The sequence below is a fragment of the Shewanella sp. T24-MNA-CIBAN-0130 genome, from assembly GCF_040310185.1.
GTDB classification, from domain to species: Bacteria; Pseudomonadota; Gammaproteobacteria; order Enterobacterales; family Shewanellaceae; genus Shewanella; species Shewanella psychromarinicola.
The window spans coordinates 1-16,689 of the sequence record NZ_JBEOPP010000080.1; the positions used below are offsets into that span (position 1 = coordinate 1).

At 42.3% G+C, this 16,689-nt stretch carries 16 protein-coding genes; 8 read left to right on the plus strand and 8 right to left on the minus strand.

Annotated features, from left to right (window positions below):
• Window positions 1-217: 217 nt before the first annotated feature.
• Together AAEZ02_RS20180 and AAEZ02_RS20185 are read left to right on the plus strand one after the other, a co-directional pair.
• Window positions 218-1,231 (plus strand): NAD(P)H-quinone oxidoreductase, encoded by a 1,014-nt coding sequence (locus tag AAEZ02_RS20180; RefSeq protein ID WP_124012642.1) that lies wholly within the window; start codon window positions 218-220, stop codon window positions 1,229-1,231.
• 360 nt (window positions 1,232-1,591) lie between these two features.
• A complete protein-coding gene (locus AAEZ02_RS20185; RefSeq protein ID WP_124012641.1) occupies window positions 1,592-2,026 on the plus strand; it encodes a hypothetical protein in 435 nt (144 codons plus the stop codon).
• A gap of 118 nt (window positions 2,027-2,144) precedes the next feature.
• Here AAEZ02_RS20185 and AAEZ02_RS20190 read toward each other — a convergent pair whose 3' ends face one another.
• The 6 genes from AAEZ02_RS20190 to cutA all read right to left on the minus strand — a co-directional run bounded on the left by AAEZ02_RS20190 (window position 2,145) and on the right by cutA (window position 9,075).
• Window positions 2,145-2,558, minus strand: coding sequence for a DUF2391 family protein (locus tag AAEZ02_RS20190; RefSeq protein ID WP_101033880.1), 414 nt, complete (start codon window positions 2,556-2,558; stop codon window positions 2,145-2,147).
• Window positions 2,548-3,582 (minus strand): aldose epimerase family protein, encoded by a 1,035-nt coding sequence (locus tag AAEZ02_RS20195; RefSeq protein ID WP_124012640.1) that lies wholly within the window; start codon window positions 3,580-3,582, stop codon window positions 2,548-2,550. Before AAEZ02_RS20195 ends, AAEZ02_RS20190 begins: the two co-directional genes overlap by 11 nt.
• A 31-nt stretch (window positions 3,583-3,613) precedes the next feature.
• Window positions 3,614-4,756, minus strand: a complete 1,143-nt coding sequence (galK, locus tag AAEZ02_RS20200) for a galactokinase (RefSeq protein WP_351124745.1) — start codon at window positions 4,754-4,756, stop codon at window positions 3,614-3,616.
• A 235-nt stretch (window positions 4,757-4,991) separates the two neighbouring features.
• Window positions 4,992-6,656 (minus strand): cation:proton antiporter domain-containing protein, encoded by a 1,665-nt coding sequence (locus AAEZ02_RS20205; RefSeq protein ID WP_124012638.1) that lies wholly within the window; start codon window positions 6,654-6,656, stop codon window positions 4,992-4,994.
• A 236-nt stretch (window positions 6,657-6,892) separates the two neighbouring features.
• Window positions 6,893-8,752 carry a protein-disulfide reductase DsbD gene (locus tag AAEZ02_RS20210; RefSeq protein ID WP_124012637.1) on the minus strand — a complete coding sequence of 620 codons (1,860 nt, stop codon included), beginning with the start codon at window positions 8,750-8,752 and terminating at the stop codon, window positions 6,893-6,895.
• Window positions 8,749-9,075 (minus strand): divalent-cation tolerance protein CutA, encoded by a 327-nt coding sequence (gene cutA / locus AAEZ02_RS20215; RefSeq protein WP_101033885.1) that lies wholly within the window; start codon window positions 9,073-9,075, stop codon window positions 8,749-8,751. The genes AAEZ02_RS20210 and cutA overlap by 4 nt, the downstream gene beginning before the upstream one ends.
• Window positions 9,076-9,280: 205 nt before the next feature.
• Here cutA and AAEZ02_RS20220 point away from each other — a divergent pair, with 205 nt between their 5' ends.
• Window positions 9,281-9,931, plus strand: coding sequence for an FxsA family protein (locus AAEZ02_RS20220; RefSeq protein WP_351124748.1), 651 nt, complete (start codon window positions 9,281-9,283; stop codon window positions 9,929-9,931).
• Between the two features lie 164 nt (window positions 9,932-10,095).
• Here the strand turns inward: AAEZ02_RS20220 and AAEZ02_RS20225 are convergent, their stop codons facing one another.
• Window positions 10,096-10,473 carry a hypothetical protein gene (locus AAEZ02_RS20225; protein ID WP_351124751.1) on the minus strand — a complete coding sequence of 126 codons (378 nt, stop codon included), beginning with the start codon at window positions 10,471-10,473 and terminating at the stop codon, window positions 10,096-10,098.
• 90 nt (window positions 10,474-10,563) lie between these two features.
• Complete coding sequence (locus tag AAEZ02_RS20230) at window positions 10,564-12,006, minus strand: MATE family efflux transporter (RefSeq protein ID WP_351124754.1); 1,443 nt, start codon at window positions 12,004-12,006, stop codon at window positions 10,564-10,566.
• A 211-nt stretch (window positions 12,007-12,217) separates the two neighbouring features.
• Between AAEZ02_RS20230 and AAEZ02_RS20235 the strand changes: the two genes are divergently transcribed.
• The 5 genes from AAEZ02_RS20235 (at window position 12,218) to AAEZ02_RS20255 (ending at window position 16,400) form a co-directional block, all read left to right on the plus strand.
• On the plus strand, window positions 12,218-12,508 hold the full coding sequence (locus AAEZ02_RS20235) for a co-chaperone GroES (protein WP_101033888.1): 291 nt from the start codon (window positions 12,218-12,220) through the stop codon (window positions 12,506-12,508).
• Window positions 12,509-12,565: 57 nt separating this feature from the next.
• Window positions 12,566-14,203 (plus strand): chaperonin GroEL, encoded by a 1,638-nt coding sequence (gene groL / locus AAEZ02_RS20240; protein ID WP_351124757.1) that lies wholly within the window; start codon window positions 12,566-12,568, stop codon window positions 14,201-14,203.
• Window positions 14,204-14,602: 399 nt separating this feature from the next.
• Window positions 14,603-15,361: a dual OB domain-containing protein gene (locus tag AAEZ02_RS20245; protein WP_351124760.1), complete on the plus strand. Its 759-nt coding sequence runs from the start codon at window positions 14,603-14,605 to the stop codon at window positions 15,359-15,361.
• On the plus strand, window positions 15,358-15,798 hold the full coding sequence (locus AAEZ02_RS20250) for a DUF488 domain-containing protein (RefSeq protein ID WP_351124762.1): 441 nt from the start codon (window positions 15,358-15,360) through the stop codon (window positions 15,796-15,798). Before AAEZ02_RS20245 ends, AAEZ02_RS20250 begins: the two co-directional genes overlap by 4 nt.
• Window positions 15,798-16,400: a DUF4326 domain-containing protein gene (locus AAEZ02_RS20255; RefSeq protein ID WP_502959600.1), complete on the plus strand. Its 603-nt coding sequence runs from the start codon at window positions 15,798-15,800 to the stop codon at window positions 16,398-16,400. The genes AAEZ02_RS20250 and AAEZ02_RS20255 overlap by 1 nt, the downstream gene beginning before the upstream one ends.
• Window positions 16,401-16,689: the final 289 nt, after the last annotated feature.

The following is a 16,689-nucleotide window of genomic DNA, read 5'->3' on the forward strand; positions in this document are numbered from 1 at the left end:
GCTGACACGCTCGGTGATACAATTAATGATAACTTTCAGAAATTAAAACCTGCAGTTTGAATTCACTTGAGTATAGACAACCTTTTTTGATTAAAAAAGATACTAGTTTAGTTGTTCCTTAATAAACATGTCTGTTTTGTGAACAGATCCCAGAGCCCTATAACAGGTTATTAATTCTGGTTACTTTTTGACAACAACCAACCGAGATAATATTTTTATGGCGACATTAAATAGACAATTTACCCATGTGGTTGTTGAACAAACCGGCGAACCCAGTGTGATGACCATGACTCAGTCAACGCTTGCGATGCCAACCGCGGGCCAAGTGACGATTAAAGTGTATGCTGCTGGCGTTAATGGCCCAGATATCAAACAGCGCGCTGGTGCTTACCCACCTCCAGCAGATGCCAGCCCTATTCTTGGTTTAGAAGTGGCGGGTGAAATTGTTGCTGTAGCCGACGATGTCACTCAGTGGCGAGTAGGCGATAAAGTGTGTGCATTAGTGCCCGGTGGCGGCTATGGCGAGTTAGTCAATACTTACGCAGCTCATTGCTTACCTATTCCCACCGGTTACAGTTACGTACAAGCTGCTGCTCTGCCAGAAACCTTTTTTACTGTTTGGGGTAACTTATTTATTCGCGGCGGGCTTAAAGCAGGTGAAACCGTGCTTATTCATGGTGGTTCTGGCGGAATTGGTACTACTGCGATTCAAATGGCGAGTTGTCTAGGCGCGACCGTTTTTGCTACCTCGGGCAGTGCAGAAAAATGCCAATATTGTCTTGAGCAAGGCGCCAGTGTGGCGATTAATTATAACCAGCAGCATTTTGTTGAACCCATCTTAGAGGCGACGGGTGGCCAAGGGGTTAATGTGATTATGGACATTGCCGGTGGCGACTTTATTAATGAGAACTTAAAAGCCATCGCAGTAGACGGGCGCATGGTATCGGTATCAATGGAGCGTGGTGCACAGGCCAACGTGGATATTTTCCGCATTATGGCGAAGCGGGTAGTGTGGACAGGTTCAACCCTTCGACCACAAAGTGTGGCTAATAAAGCCCAAATTGCACAAGGCTTGGCTCAATATGTATGGCCATTATTGAATAACGGTGAAATGAGTATCCCTGTCGACAGCGTATTTGCTTTTTCACAGGTGGTTGAGGCGCACCAGCGAATGGAGTCTGGGCAACATAAAGGCAAAATAGTGTTAGCTCTGCAAGCGCAAGCTGGTTAAGTCATGCACAGAGTAGCGATTGGGTCTTAATCAGCGATATATTTTGATAAAAAACTTGAAGCTTGGTTTTTTTAAGCTAAAGTCGTGATGACATAGTGATTGGCCTGAAAGTGGTTAATCACTTTTTTGGGACGTTTATTTGGTGAGAAAAATGACAGTAAAGTGTAAAAAACTGACTACAACCGACATTTTTATGCGATTACGCGAAAATTCATCGTTTTAGGCATTGATTATCAGAAATATTCTGGTTAAATACCCACACAAATACAGAACAGATAATCGTGGCGCAGTATGAAGATGTTATCTTCAATAATCCTGCATCATTTTTAGAATATGTGTTGATTAAGGGCGTTAGCATATATGTATAACACGGCAAAAAAACAAGTTTGGTTTGGTGAATTAAGAACATCGAAAGGTAACACTATCGTCGTTCATGATAACCAATTGCCAGAAGCGTCTCCAGGACGCATCTACTTATACAATACAATTCGAAACACAATTGTTGAGTATGTAGAAGACATCGTTAAAGTTAATTTATATGACTTGGATGATGAACAAACAAAAGTCGCTATCGCTGAGTTAAATGAAGCTTGGAAAGCGGAGCGTGCTGAGTTTATGTTAAAACATCAATCACGTATCGATTTGTCAAAAGTACCTGATACTGCGCCTTCTCGTAAGGCTAAACCTGTACCAGAGCCAGATGAAATTGTTGACACAGATGATGACATCCCAGAATTAGATGACGATGATGATGACGATAGCTTTGATGAAATGGGGGATAGCGTAGACGATTAAACAAGCAGATAACTTTAAGTCTCCGACTCAAGATGTTTCTGTGGTTAATCTTATCATCCTATTTTTTATTTGTTATAGATGACTAACGGCATAAAGAATAATCTATTCTTTATGCCGTTTATTCTTTGTCGAAACTGTCGACAATTATCGCCCCCATGGATGCGGGCATCGCAATCAAAATAATCCGTTTTAATGCTAAAATGGGATCGTCCCATAAGGGCAATTTATTTAATGCCAATAGCACAATACCCACCACTAATAACGTCAATATATACGCCGCTATCACCCGCAAAAAAAAGGCTCCTCTGCGCTTAACAATATTTGCCTGAAATACACTTTGGTAAGCAAACAGAGTAATAAATGCTAGCGATAACACCACCACCAGAACCAAATTTAATGTCGGTAAGCTTGCCGATAAGCGCCATGCTTCTTCAGAAAATGCTATCGGCACCGACAAGGCAAAAGCGCCCACGGCAATTTGGCCAATATCTTCGGCGTTAAATGTCGTCTTTCCCGGCGGATTACTCGGCATCGAACTGGTATCGAGTTATGTGGTGATACACTTGGCCAGGTGTTATCCACACATCGCCAGGTAAGTCGGGTTGATTAGGTGAATCAGGTAGCATTTGCGGTTCAATACACACAGCTTGATGGTCGTTCAATATTCGCTGTTTTTTGCCAATAGTGCCTTGTAAAAAGTTAGCGCCATACACTTGTACCCCAGGTTGATTGGTATAAACCGTCATGCTACGACCGCTATTGGGACTGGCTAAACAGCCAAAACGTTGCAAGTCTGCCCCTGGGTTATCTAACACATAGCAATGATCAAACCCCTTGGTAGCGGCTAATGCAGCGCGCTCCGTTTGTACCGACATTGGCGTAGGTACAGCCATGTCTAAGTCGCTGCCCGCAGTCGCTTGCATTGACGTTGGTATGCCAACATCGTTCATGGTGAGGTAGGTTTTCGCATCCACTTGCAAGGTATGTTGTTGGTTGGTGTCGCTGCGATTGCCGTCTAAATTAAAGTAGCTGTGTTGGGTTAAACTGATTGGACAGGCTTTATCGGTGCTGGCGAGCATTTCAACGTACAAGTTGTTAGCCACCAAACGGTAATCGATTTGCACAGTACAATTGCCCGGAAATCCCATGTCGCCGTCTGGGCTTTTTAAGGTTAAGCGCATGCCATCACTTAATGCCCCAAGCTGCCACAACTTGCGATTGAAGCCCTCAATGCCGCCATGTAAACAATTACTCGCTTGGTTAACGCTAAGATGATACTCGTTACCATTATATTGCGTTTTGCCATTGGCAATACGATTGCTATAACGTCCTGCAATGGCGCCTAAATGGGCTTGTTGGACTAAATAGTCTTCGACACTGTCGCAACCTAGGACAATATTCTTACGCTCACCACTGCGATCTGGGGTCCATAATGATCGAATAATGCCACCTAAACTTAAGACTTCAAGTGCGATGATGCCATTATCAATTATAACTCGTTCAATCTCACCACCACGGGGATCTTGCCAAGGTTCCAGCACACTAAAACGTACCATTTATGCCTCTCTGATCTAGATACATTACCGATTAACCGATGCGTCCTGCACCGCCACTGGCGGAACATAAGTGTATAGTTGCTTCGATGCCGGTTTGCTTAAAGTATTGGTTTTCAACCATATTAATCACCTTATCGGTGAGGTCGTGATTGACCAAGGCTAATACACAACCATCGCTCATACGCACACCGCCTTGCTCACCGATAAGTGTTGCAATCATAGTGACTAAGGTGTCTATCTCGACAGTGATAATATCAAAATCATCACGCATTGATGCTTGAGACTGAGCCATTAACTGACTAAAACGAGGGATGTTATTCTGTTGCAAGGCTCTGGCGGCATTACTGGTGCGTTGGTTTTCAGTGATGATATGGCGCGCTCGTCGAAACTGCTCATTACTTAGCACATCTTTATTTTGGGTCAGTTGGCTTAGTGATAAATCTCGCAGTGAGTCGAGGCCAAGCAACGCGGTGATCTGGTTGCATTCTTGTTTGCGTTGTTCAAATTGCTGGGTAAACCCATGGCGGTCTTGTTTTAAATCAATCACGATCAAGCTTAACTCTTCTGGCAATAAAACCGCTTCGCTTTCTAATTCTAAACAATCAATTAATAAGGCGTGATCGGGTTGTGCCATCGCGCTGATAATTTGGTCCATCATGCCGCAATTTAACTGCATAAATTGGCTTTGGCCGCGCTGAGCCAATTGGGCAATAGCTAAAGGTGACAAGTGTAATTGGCTGGCATAACTGATGGCCGTACCGAAAGCGATTTCAAGTGCTGCCGACGACGATAAACCTGCTCCGAGTGGCACGTCACCCACTATGGCTAAGTCTAAGCCATTTGCGCGTAAACCCGATTGGTTCATGGCTGCTGTCACGCCTTTGAGGTAATGACACCAATCATCACCTGCCGCAACTGCACCTTCTTCACCAAAGTGCCATTGTTTGATTTGTCCTGGAAAAGCTGTGGTCACGGCGCGAAATAAATTATCATCGCGATGTTTTACTGCAATCACAGTGTGAAAGTTAATTGCTGCAGGTAGTACGAGTCCTTCGTTATAGTCGGTATGCTCGCCCATAATATTCACTCGCCCAGGGGCTTGGTATAAGTCGTCAGGCTTGGTACCAAATGTTTGAACAAATAATTTAGTCGCGCGTTGAGCAGGGTTTGACATACTTCAAAAAATCCAACAAAAGGGTGACAAAAAAAGTCTTATTAATGAGTTATAGCATGACTTTACTGTGTATGTAACGGAGATTTTTAATCCGCAGCAATACGCGGCAATAAACAAAAACGCCTAGAAAGTTATCTAGGCGTCGGTAAGTTAACCTCAACTCGGTATAAGAAATGGGATAATTCGATAAAAACCGGTTTATTATCCCGAGCTGAGGCGACTGTTCGTTTTATTATCACGACTCGGAAGAGACTTCATCGGTCACTGCCCGTGTTGGCTGAAGACTATTCTTCGTCAATGAGTCTGGGGTGATTTCTGGCGGAGAGTCGAGTAACTCTTTGATCACATGATCAACAAAACCGGCACCCGCCGCTTCATACAAGTTATATACAGTGTGCACACCTGAATCTTTCAACGATTCAGCATCTTCAGCGTACTGTACAATGGCACTGATTTTTCCTTGGTAGTTTAATTTTTGCAGTTGTTGTACCGCAAATAAATTACCTACGTGATTAGGCATCGCCAACAAGACTAATTCTAAATCTGGCGCCCGCTCGAGCTTCTCCCAAAAATCAGTATCGCCAGCGTCACCTTGGACGACATTACGGTTTTGGCTACGATGAAAATCAACCAATTCTTGTTTATGCTCAATCCCTAAAATTTCGCCGGTATATTTTGAATGCAGTTCATCATAAGCACCGCAACCAATTCGTCCCATACCTAAGATTAAGAAGCGCGGATTACCGATGCGGATTTGACGATCTTCAGGGTGTAATGGGTGACGTTCTAGCTTCATCAGCTTGGCTTGATAGCGCAAGTAAATTTTTGCGACGCTGCTATTCAAGGGCGCTGCAAATAAGAAACTGATGCTTAACGCGACCGCGATAATGATCAGCCATTCTGGCGGTAACCAGCCTTTATGCGCCGCAACAGCGGCGACAATTAACCCAAATTCACTGTAGTTACCTAAGTTAAATGAGGCTAATAATGAGGTGCGCGAGCGCAGTTTAAAGCGGGTGAGCAAGTAGATAAACATCAAAATCTTAACCGGGATCAACAGCACTAAAATACTGGCTAAGCCGATATCAGCTAATGTTGGTAATCCGTTTAAGCCAATGGTTAAGAAAAAGGCGATTAAAAATATTTCTTTAAAGTAATAAATCGATTTGGCTAATTCCGATGATTTAGCATGCCCTGCTAATAAAATACCCACAATAAGCGCGCCTAAATCAGGTTTTAGCCCCACGGCTTCAAATAACCATGCACCCACCACTAATGCCATCACCAGGCCAAACAATACCAGCATTTCACCGTGGCCGACGCGATCAAACACTTTATAAATAAGCGGCCTTGCTAACGGCAACAAGAGTAAAGCAAAAGCCCAAACAGACGGAATATCACCTTTAGAAATGGTTAAAAATATCACGGCGAAGATGTCTTCCATAATCAAGATACCAATCGCCACGCGGCCATAAAGCGACTGCATATCACCGCTATCTTCAAGCACTTTTACGGCAAACACGGTACTGGAAAAACTTAATGCAAACGAAATCAACATCAGTTGATTAAAGCTAAATCCGTCCAGCTGCTCGATGCCTAAAAAGCCCAATAACTTGAGCATGGGCACAAAAAATAAGAGCGAACCAATTAAATGTAAGCTTGAGCCTGCCCATACTTCGGCTTTAAAAAGGCTCTTAAGATCAAGTTTAAGGCCAATGGAAAATAGCAGTAAGGTGACACCTAAGTCAGCCAATTGCTGCAAAATAGGTAAGCTAGTGTCTTTAATGCCTAAGGTGAACAATACAAAACCAGCAGCAAGATAACCAATGAGTGGTGGTAAACCTACTCGGCTGACAAGCATGCCGCACAATAGGGTTATGATCAGGATTGCGGGTTCCATAAAGCGCCTTAAATAAACAATAAAAACGTATTGTATAAGAAAAAGGTTAACTTTCGATGACTTTCGTTGCTTAAATGCAAAAACAGCATCTTTAGTGACTAAAGATACTGTTTTACATTGTTTTTTACGGAATGATTTTACGAACTCGTTTTACGCTATAAGATCACTGATTGAGTGAATTTCATTAACGTACTTAATTTAGCGCATTAACTTATGCGCTAAATGAGTCGGTTAATTTACTTTGCTAACAGTAAATCTAAGTGAGCGGCAAAGTCTTTCGGGCCCATAAAGCCGGTAACGCGTAAGTCTTTACGTTGTTCGCCATCGCTATTAAACATTAACAAGGTGGGTAAACCTAATACGCCATAATGTTCTAAAAGAGTAATATCAATATCATCGCTGGCGGTCACGTCGGCTTGCAATAACACCATTTGACTCATGCGCGCTGCAACCTCGGCATTTTTAAAGGTAATGGCTTCAAATTCTTTACAGGCCACACACCAGTCGGCATATAAATCTAACATCACTGTTTTACCGCTAATACTGGCTTTATCCAATTCAAGTTCTAAGTCTTCCAGCGACTTAATATGGATAAAGTGATTGGCTTCGGTGTTGGCTTTGCCATCTATACCGGTTTGGGTCATATTTGAGGATTGATGACCAAAGCTGGTCATTAATGCTTGGAAGCCATAGGAGAAACTTGCCATCAAAGCCAGCAATAACAACACCCCACGAGTGCTTTGTTTCCAGTTAAATGCTGACAACCTGTTTTGATGCATTAAGTAAGCGATTAAGCTTATTGCCCATACTGACCAAAGTAAATCGGACACTAAACCAGGCCAAATACGGCCAATCATCACAATCGATACTGAAATCAGTAAGAAGCCAAAGACGGTTTTAATGATGTCCATCCAAGCCCCTGCGCGCGGTAAGATTTTACCACCCGAAGTGCCAATAATTAATAACGGTACTCCCATCCCCATGCTCAATACATACAGGGCTAAAAAGCCTTGCAGTAAGTCGCCAGACTGCGCCACGTAAATGAGCACCCCAGATAATGGCGCTGTGGTACAAGGCGAAGCGACTAAACCAGAAATCACTCCCATCATAAACACACCAATGAGGTTGCCACCTTTTTGGTTGTTCGACATCGAGTTCATTTTTTGTTGCCATTTTGATGGCAGTTTTAAATCGTACATGCCAAACATCGACAAGCTCAGCAATACAAACATCACCGCTAAGAAAATCAAAATGGCCGGGTGTTGTAAGGCCGCTTGAAACTTAAGTCCGGCAGAGGCCACCACTAACCCGAGTAAGGAATAGGTAATCGCCATCCCTTGCACATAGGCCATTGATAGGGTGAAGGCTTTGGCTGTAGACAGCTTCTTGCCTTGACCAACAATAATGCCAGACAAAATAGGGTACATTGGGAATACACAAGGCGTTAATGCTAAGCCTATTCCCAAACCAAAGAAAATCACTAAGGTCCATAATAGACTGTCGTTTTGTAGTCTTTGGTTTAAGGTGTCTTGTTGGGTAATCGGTGCGGCTGGGGCATCGGTCGCCGTTGATGATTGTGCTTCATCAGGTGCGCCAATCACTTTTTTGCTGGTTAACTTGCCATCATTAGCCTCAATAGCGGATAAGGTAACATCGTGTTTGGTGGGTGGATAACACAAGGTCCCTTCAGCACAACCCATAAAGGTGACATGAAATACCGCATCGGCTTGCGCTTCTTTAAAAGCAATCGGGATTTCAACAAACGAGTAAAACACCTCTTGGTCGCCAAAGTATTCGTCATGATGGTTTTTGCCATGGGGTAATGCAATATCACCAATCACCGCACCGTCGACGGAAAACTGTAGCTTGTCGCGGTATAAATAATAGCCTTCGGCGATCACAAAATTGATTTTGAGTTGATTACCTTGTTGTTGGTAATCAAACACAAAAGCATCGTTCACCTTCATTAATTCTGGTTCACTGCTTAAAAAACTGAATTTACTACTCAAGACATCAGCACTGTGTGCTGCTGGCGCGAGTATGATTGATGACATCATTAACAATGATGTGAGGCATATTGCGACGATTTTTTTCATGATGGTGAGTTGTCTTTTATCCATTGTAAATAAGGGCCAAAACCAACGATAATCGGAGTGGCAATGAATTCTGGTACTTCATAAGGATGCATTTGGATCACGAGTTGTTCAATTGCATGATAATCAGTTGCCATGCATTTTATCTGCATCGGCACTTCATTTGACTGACAAATGTTATTGTCCCAGTGATATATTGACTCAACGGCTTGGCCTATTTGTACACAAGCCGCTAATTGGGCCGCTACTAATGCAGTCGCAATACGTGAAGCGATTTCAACATCGGGACAAGTGGTTAAAATAAGTAGCTGTTCGGGTTTATACATAAGTTGTCTTAAAGTTTACTTAAGTTAATGCTGTTATCATGCTAAAAGTCATCACAGTACGCTTTTTTAAACGCATTTTCATTAAACTGAGGTGATATTCGTGACCTGTCTTGAAATCAGACCTGCTCACCCCCATTTAAGTTTCATCGGCAACAGTTATTTTATCGGTCGCCACTCTATCAAAAAGCGATCATTAGAGGCCAATATGTTTTTTATTTTATTGTTAATATTTGTTTTAATACCGGTTATAGAGCTCAATGTGATCATTGAAGTTGCCAGTTCGATTGGCTCGTGGCCCACGGTTGGTTTAGTGCTCTTTACTGCCGTAGTCGGGGTGTCGTTGGTGCGTAGCCAAGGTTTAAGCACCCTAATGTCAGTGCAACAAAAGTTAGCTCGAGGCGAAGCGCCTGGGCAGGAAATTGTCGAAGGCATGATGCTAGCTGCCGCAGGGGTATTATTACTGATCCCCGGTTTTGTGACCGATTTTATCGGTTTAATTTTATTAACACCGTTAACCCGTGCACCCATTGCGGCATTTTTTTACAAGCGCATGCAATTACGCGTAGTGGCTAATGGTGGTTTTAAACCAGGTTTTGGCGGTGGACAAAGTCCTTTTGGGCCATCAGGTCCATTTTCGGGGCAAAAACCATCTGATCAACCCGGCAACACCTTCGACGGTGATTTTGAACATAGAAATGAGCAACCTCGTAGCCATCAAATTGAGCATGACGCTGTTGATGACAACCTTAATGAAGACAAGCATCAAAACAGTCATAAAGATAACCATGACGACAAGCGTGACGACATTATTGATGTTGAGCCCGTTAACCCTAAAGATGACAACAAACCGACGTAGTGTTACCCAGCAATTCAATGTCCATTGAGTCTTACGTTGAGGTCATTAGGTTTAGATCATTATTGTTAAAATAGTCGCTTTGGGGTTCAATTTTTAGAGCGTGTTCGATTGGGTGTGGCGTTTACGCCCTAATGAAAGAAACAGCGAAACAGCCGAGAGATGTATTATTCGGCTGTTTTTGTGTCTGTTTGTAGCTGAAGTTGTTTATCCTGCTGAGCACCAAACCAAAATGCACTAATGATACTCAAGCCCCAATTGGCCAAAAATACCCAGGTTAACGCCGACATGCTTGAGCTGCCGGTGTCGAGTGCGACCTCTGATACTGCAGCATAAATTGAGGCTAAATCGTTGCCGATATTGCCCGCTAAAATTTGCTCTGCAATGACTTGTGCTCGACTGATCATCTGGTCCATAAGCACCATAATGCAGACCACACTGACACTGATAAACCCCCAGCCCTGTAATTTTTTACCTAACCAGAGTTGACCACTGCCAGGGCAAATAATGCCAGAGAGCATGGTGGCATAAATGGATTTTTTCATCATAGCTTAATTGTATTTTCGATTAATATACTGCTATTAATCCTCTGACAGCGATTAAAAAGCAAGTTTGGTCGGCATCATTAACACAGTTTAATATTCGCCAAGGTGAGTTGCTGAGTCTTTTGCATCAACTTGTTTGTCGGCTGCGCCAGTGTCAGTTGGCTCGGATTTGTCAGGACAAGGTACAGCATGCTTAATGTTGTCTGGTTCGCTAATTTTAGTCGCCAAATAATAACAAGCTAAGCCCATAAGCGTATTGGTAATGGGCAGTGCCAGTAAAATACCTTTTACCCCACCAACATAAGATCCTAAAACCGCTAGCGGTAACATTAATAACATTAACCGGCACAAGTTAATCACCAGTGAACTCAACGGCCTATGGTAAGCGTTTAAGCTAGTGGCAAAAATAATCACAATACCCAGAGGCCCATAAGCGACAGGTAACACTAGGATATAAAAACTCAGCCACTCGATAACAAGCGGGTCGTGAGTAAACAATCCAGCAATAAAATCGGCATTAAAATACAGTGGAATATACAGCAATGTTTGAAATACAAACACGAATTGCAACGACATCAATAAGGCTTTTTTAGCGCGTTCAGGCTGGCCAGCACCTAAATTTTGCGCAATAAAGGGCATTAAACTCGATGACAGCGCCATCACCACAATTAGCGACACCGACTCAAGGCGAATACCTGCGCCAAACGCTGCAACGCCGGTATTATCAATCCGGGCTAACATCGCCATGATAATGCCGTTAGTAATAGGGTTAATCACATTCATTAATGCCGCTGGGCGAGCAATATGAGCTAATACCTTCCAATGCAAAATTAATCGACCAACATCAAAGCGAGCAAACTTGACCAGTTTACGCTTAACAATAATCAGGTAGCCCGACAACGACATTGCCATCACCCAGGAAAGCGTTGTCGCAATGGCTGCGCCTTGTATTTCTAATCGAGGAAAAGGGCCAATGCCAAAGATAAGTAGCGGGTCGAGTACTAAGTTTACAATGGCGGCGAGCATCATAATTTTAGCCGGTGAGCGGGTATCACCCGTGGCACGTAATCCCTGATTACCCACCATCACTAACACTAATGCAGGGGCACCTAAATACCAGTACCACATGTAGTCATGTATTAATGGCAAACTGGCACTATTGGCACCCAGTAAACTAAAAGTAGGTTCAATCAAGACACAACCGAGTATCGATAACCCCCAAATAATAACTAAGGTCATGCACAAGGTGTCATATAAAAACACTCTAGACTCGGGCGCATGCCCAGAACCAATCAAGCGCCCCAGATTGGTCGACACGCCAGCACCAATGCCGATACCGATACTCGAAATGACCAAGGTTACCGGGAAGGTAAAACTCACCGCCGCCAGTGCTTCAGTGCCCAACTTACTGATAAAAAAGATGTCTACCAGACTGCCACCGAGAATGGTCATAATGCCAATCAGGTTAGGCAAGGTCATGTTAAGCAGAACACGACCAATTGGGGCTGTGAGCAACCCATGTCTGTCTTTCATCTATTCTCGATCTTAATATTTCAAAGGAACAGAATTCTATCAGGATTAGTGCAGCATTAATAAATCAGACTTAAAAAAGTAGAGTTTTTTTTTTAAGTCCCCTTGGATCTGTGATCAATCACCCCCATATCACATGCATTAAGGGGGAAACCCTTATTTGTTAGTCAATAGCCTCGTTTTCTGGGCATCACATCATTAGGAGAGTTCATAGATGAATATTCGTCCATTACATGACCGCGTTATCGTTAAACGTTTAGAAGTTGAATCAAAATCAGCCGGCGGTATTGTGCTTACAGGCAGCGCAGCTGAGAAATCAACTCGTGGTGAAATCCTTGCTGTAGGCAACGGTCGCATCTTAGAAAACGGTTCAGTTACTCCGCTTGACGTTAAAGTGGGCGACGTTGTGATCTTCAATGAAGGTTATGGCGTCAAGAAAGAAAAAATTGACGGAGAAGAAGTCTTAATCCTGTCAGAAGCTGACCTGATGGCAGTAGTAGGCTAAGCCTCTTGCATCAACTCGACTTTCCAGTTAATCAACAAATTTAAAGGAACATCAAAAATGGCAGCAAAAGAAGTCTTATTTGGTAACGACGCACGCGTAAAAATGCTTGCGGGCGTTAACATCCTAGCCAACGCAGTTAAAGTGACTTTAGGCCCTAAGGGTCGTAACGTTGTTTTAGATAAAAGCTTTGGTTCGCCAATGATCACCAAAGACGGTGTGTCAGTTGCGAGAGAAATCGAACTGACAGACAAGTTCGAAAACATGGGCGCACAAATGGTTAAAGAAGTTGCTTCTAAATCAAATGATGCAGCCGGTGACGGTACTACTACTGCAACAGTATTAGCTCAAGCTATTGTTGTTGAAGGCTTAAAAGCAGTTGCAGCGGGTATGAACCCAATGGACCTTAAGCGTGGTATCGACAAAGCAGTTATCGCAGCCGTTGCTGAGCTTAAATTACTTTCTCAAGAATGTTCTGACACTAAAGCGATTGCCCAAGTCGGTACTATCTCTGCTAACTCTGATGAGTCAATCGGCGAAATCATTGCAACAGCAATGGAAAAAGTCGGTAAAGAAGGCGTTATCACCGTTGAAGAAGGCCAAGCGCTTGAAAACGAATTAGACGTTGTTGAAGGTATGCAGTTTGATCGTGGTTACCTATCACCATACTTCATCAACAAGCCAGAAACTGGCAGCATTGAATTAGACAGCCCATTCATTTTATTAGTAGACAAAAAAGTGTCTAATATCCGTGAATTGCTGCCAATCCTTGAAGGTCTAGCTAAAACAGGTAAGCCTTTGCTTATCGTTGCAGAAGACGTTGAAGGCGAAGCATTAGCAACATTGGTTGTCAACAACATGCGTGGCATCGTTAAAGTGGCTGCAGTTAAAGCTCCTGGTTTTGGTGACCGTCGTAAAGCCATGCTTCAAGATGTAGCCATCTTAACTGGCGGTACTGTTATCGCTGAAGAAATCGGCCTAGAACTTGAAAAAGCGACACTAGAAGATTTAGGTACTGCTAAGCGCGTTATCATTACTAAAGATAACACCACCATCATCGATGGTAACGGCGACCAAGTGCAGATTTCAGCTCGCGTTTCGCAAATCAAACAACAAGTTGAAGAGTCAACATCAGACTACGACAAAGAAAAGCTACAAGAGCGTATGGCTAAGTTAGCTGGCGGTGTTGCAGTCATTAAAGTTGGCGCAGCAACTGAAGTTGAAATGAAAGAGAAAAAAGCCCGCGTTGAAGATGCATTAAATGCTACTCGCGCAGCGGTTGAAGAAGGTGTTGTAGCCGGTGGTGGTGTAGCCCTTGTTCGCGTTGCAAGCATGATTAAAGATATTGACGTGCTTAACGAAGACCAAAAGCACGGTGTGCTTATTGCGCTACGTGCGATGGAAGCGCCTTTACGTCAAATCGCGACTAACGCAGGTCAAGAAGCATCAGTTGTGGCTAACACTGTTAAAAACGGTGAAGGTAACTTCGGTTACAACGCAGGTAACGACACTTACGGCGACATGTTAGAAATGGGTATCCTTGACCCAACTAAAGTGACCCGTAGTGCATTACAGTTCGCAGCGTCTATCGCGGGCTTAATGATCACGACTGAAGCGATGATCGCTGAAATACCACAAGAGTCTGCGCCAGATATGGGCGGAATGGGTGGTATGGGCGGAATGGGCGGCATGATGTAATCTAACTGGTTAAAATCAGTTATAGCGGCGTTACTTTGCCACTCACGTAGAAAAACACTACGCTTCGTGACAAAAAGCCTTGCTCTAAGCTGATTTTTCCTGCGTTAGATGATTATGTTGGTCTGAAGCCTAAAAGCTTAAATCCAAACTTCTTGTAAAAGAAAATTGAAAGCCCCGATACCTAACGGTATCGGGGCTTTTTGTTATTGATTATTTGGGGGAGAGAATTTAAGAAAAATTTTACTCTGATCATCTTTATTCAACTTGTCAGTTGAGTAAGCATACAATCAGGCGTAAATTAAATGGATAAGTAGCATAGAATCGCTGCTTGACGTTTTAGGTGGTTGGGGCGACTCAATTGCGAAGGCTGAGTATATAAAATGGATATGGAGTAATCACATGGAAAGTCTTTTAATCGTTGTACTTGCAAAATCATATAAACCAGGGGGGAGATGTATTGCAGGAAGGAGGGTTACGTATAAAACTGCAACAGATGTTGAGGTTGGAGAATGGATTAGACCTGTGGCCAATGATAATACAGGAAAAGGTGCGCTTACAGAGGGAATGTACACATATGATGATGGGTCATTAGTGAGGGTATTAGATATTGTCAAAATTCCAGTTATCAGCTCATATCCAATTTATGGTCAACCAGAAAACTACGTAATAGATGAAAATAAAAAGTGGGAAAAAATAGGTTCGTTGAATGCTTCTTCAATTCCCCCTCTATCTGAGAATGTAGCAAGTATTTGGAATGACCCTCAAGCACCATCAAATAAAGTTACTCCTGATTATGACAAGCAAGGTCTAATTACCCAATCGCTTTATTTAATAAAACCAAATGATTTACTGATAACTTTGTCTAATGAATACATTGATTTTAAAGGTTCCTATAAGAAGAAAATTGCTGCTAGCTTTAAATACTTGGGCGTGGAGTATGCAAATATACCAGTTACCTGTCCAAGCACTAAGAGGGTTCTAACAAATCAATACCCAGCAGAAGGCCAAGCTAGCGTAACCATACCATTGAGAAAAGGCGATAATTACGTGCTGTGTATAAGTCTTAGTCCCAGATTTGGAGGCGATGATCATCACTATAAATTAGTAGCAACAGTATTTGATTATGATGGCTATCTTCAAAGGGAATATGCGGCATGAAGATTTACACAATTGGCTTCACTAAGAAGAATGCAGAGAGTTTTTTTGGCTTTATAAAGTCATCAAATGTTTCGACATTAATTGATGTTAGATTGAACAATATTTCACAGTTAGCGGGTTTTGCAAAAAGGGATGACTTAAAGTTTTTTTTAAAAGAGCTATGTAGTACCGAATACGTTCATGTACCAGAATTAGCACCAACCAAAGTAATTTTAAATGCTTATAAAAAAGGTGATATGTCTTGGGAAAAATATGAAGATAAATTTTTAAATCTCATGGCTCAAAGAAATATAGAGCGTTTGGTAAAGCCTGCTCTATTAGCTAATGGCTGTTTATTATGTAGTGAACATGAGCCACATTTATGCCATAGACGACTAGTTATTGACTACCTGAATGAAAACTCTGATTTCGATCTCAAAGTGAAACACTTGTACTAATGAAAAAAATACTAATTTTATACCCTAAGCTCTTTAACTGTTATGAGAAGTTCCATAGGAAGTTGTCTAGGATTATTAGTGAGTTAAATGATGTGTCCATTGTTTTTCCTGATGACCCTAATGGTTTTATAGTTAAATTTTCCGAAGAGAGCATACAGAGAGTGGAACTAATAGACAAACCAATATGGTCAATACAAGATATTACTCACGGAGTCATATTTGATGACGGTGAAGAGTTTACTACAGAAATGAGCTTACTGAAGCTCAATAATGTCCCACTACGTGCGATTAAGATCATGATAACTAGGGTCGTTAACATAAAAATTGATAAAGAATACCAGTCAAAGGTTAGCTCTACTTCATATGAATATATTGGCCGAGGTTCCTATTGGGGGAATCCATATTCTATGTTCGAAAATGGTGATCGCGAGGAAGTCATTAGGAAATTTAAATACGACTTTGATTACGAAAAATTCCCGAATAAGGATAAATCAGAAGTTTATAAATTAACAGGCAAACGGTTAGGTTGCTTTTGTAAGCCCCAAGCTTGTCATGGTGATGTTTTAGCTGGTTTTCTAAATTCTTGGGATGATGGGAAATAGAATCTATTGGGGCCAGTCTATGATCCCATTTACTTATGCTATTTGTATTAAGTGGAATTTAACGGTTCGAGCCATTGTTAAATTTGCTTGAACTGACGGAGAAGTGCTGGAACAGTGTTGAAAAGAAAAATTATATCATGGCAAACCGATCATTTTCTTACTCATCAATCCTTGCTTATGCTTTTCAAGGACTCAAGTGAAGAGCTGACCCAAGTGTTAGTGCCGACGCAAACCCGCAGTTATTTGCCGCAGAATAAATTGCCAATAAAACCTCTTGTTCAGCCTTTTA

Excerpts from the sequence above, each read along its gene's own strand:
- AAEZ02_RS20255 (WP_502959600.1), top strand. The coding sequence starts at position 15,798 with ATGAAAAAAATACTAATTTTATACCCTAAGCTCTTTAACTGTTATGAG.
- AAEZ02_RS20225 (WP_351124751.1), bottom strand. The coding sequence starts at position 10,473 with ATGAAAAAATCCATTTATGCCACCATGCTCTCTGGCATTATTTGCCCT.
- galK (WP_351124745.1), bottom strand. The coding sequence starts at position 4,756 with ATGTCAAACCCTGCTCAACGCGCGACTAAATTATTTGTTCAAACATTT.
- AAEZ02_RS20230 (WP_351124754.1), bottom strand. The coding sequence starts at position 12,006 with ATGAAAGACAGACATGGGTTGCTCACAGCCCCAATTGGTCGTGTTCTG.
- AAEZ02_RS20210 (WP_124012637.1), bottom strand. The coding sequence starts at position 8,752 with ATGAAAAAAATCGTCGCAATATGCCTCACATCATTGTTAATGATGTCA.
- AAEZ02_RS20220 (WP_351124748.1), top strand. The coding sequence starts at position 9,281 with ATGTTTTTTATTTTATTGTTAATATTTGTTTTAATACCGGTTATAGAG.
- cutA (WP_101033885.1), bottom strand. The coding sequence starts at position 9,075 with ATGTATAAACCCGAACAGCTACTTATTTTAACCACTTGTCCCGATGTT.
- AAEZ02_RS20235 (WP_101033888.1), top strand. The coding sequence starts at position 12,218 with ATGAATATTCGTCCATTACATGACCGCGTTATCGTTAAACGTTTAGAA.
- AAEZ02_RS20205 (WP_124012638.1), bottom strand. The coding sequence starts at position 6,656 with ATGGAACCCGCAATCCTGATCATAACCCTATTGTGCGGCATGCTTGTC.
- AAEZ02_RS20180 (WP_124012642.1), top strand. The coding sequence starts at position 218 with ATGGCGACATTAAATAGACAATTTACCCATGTGGTTGTTGAACAAACC.
- AAEZ02_RS20245 (WP_351124760.1), top strand. The coding sequence starts at position 14,603 with ATGGAAAGTCTTTTAATCGTTGTACTTGCAAAATCATATAAACCAGGG.
- AAEZ02_RS20190 (WP_101033880.1), bottom strand. The coding sequence starts at position 2,558 with ATGCCGAGTAATCCGCCGGGAAAGACGACATTTAACGCCGAAGATATT.
- groL (WP_351124757.1), top strand. The coding sequence starts at position 12,566 with ATGGCAGCAAAAGAAGTCTTATTTGGTAACGACGCACGCGTAAAAATG.
- AAEZ02_RS20250 (WP_351124762.1), top strand. The coding sequence starts at position 15,358 with ATGAAGATTTACACAATTGGCTTCACTAAGAAGAATGCAGAGAGTTTT.
- AAEZ02_RS20185 (WP_124012641.1), top strand. The coding sequence starts at position 1,592 with ATGTATAACACGGCAAAAAAACAAGTTTGGTTTGGTGAATTAAGAACA.
- AAEZ02_RS20195 (WP_124012640.1), bottom strand. The coding sequence starts at position 3,582 with ATGGTACGTTTTAGTGTGCTGGAACCTTGGCAAGATCCCCGTGGTGGT.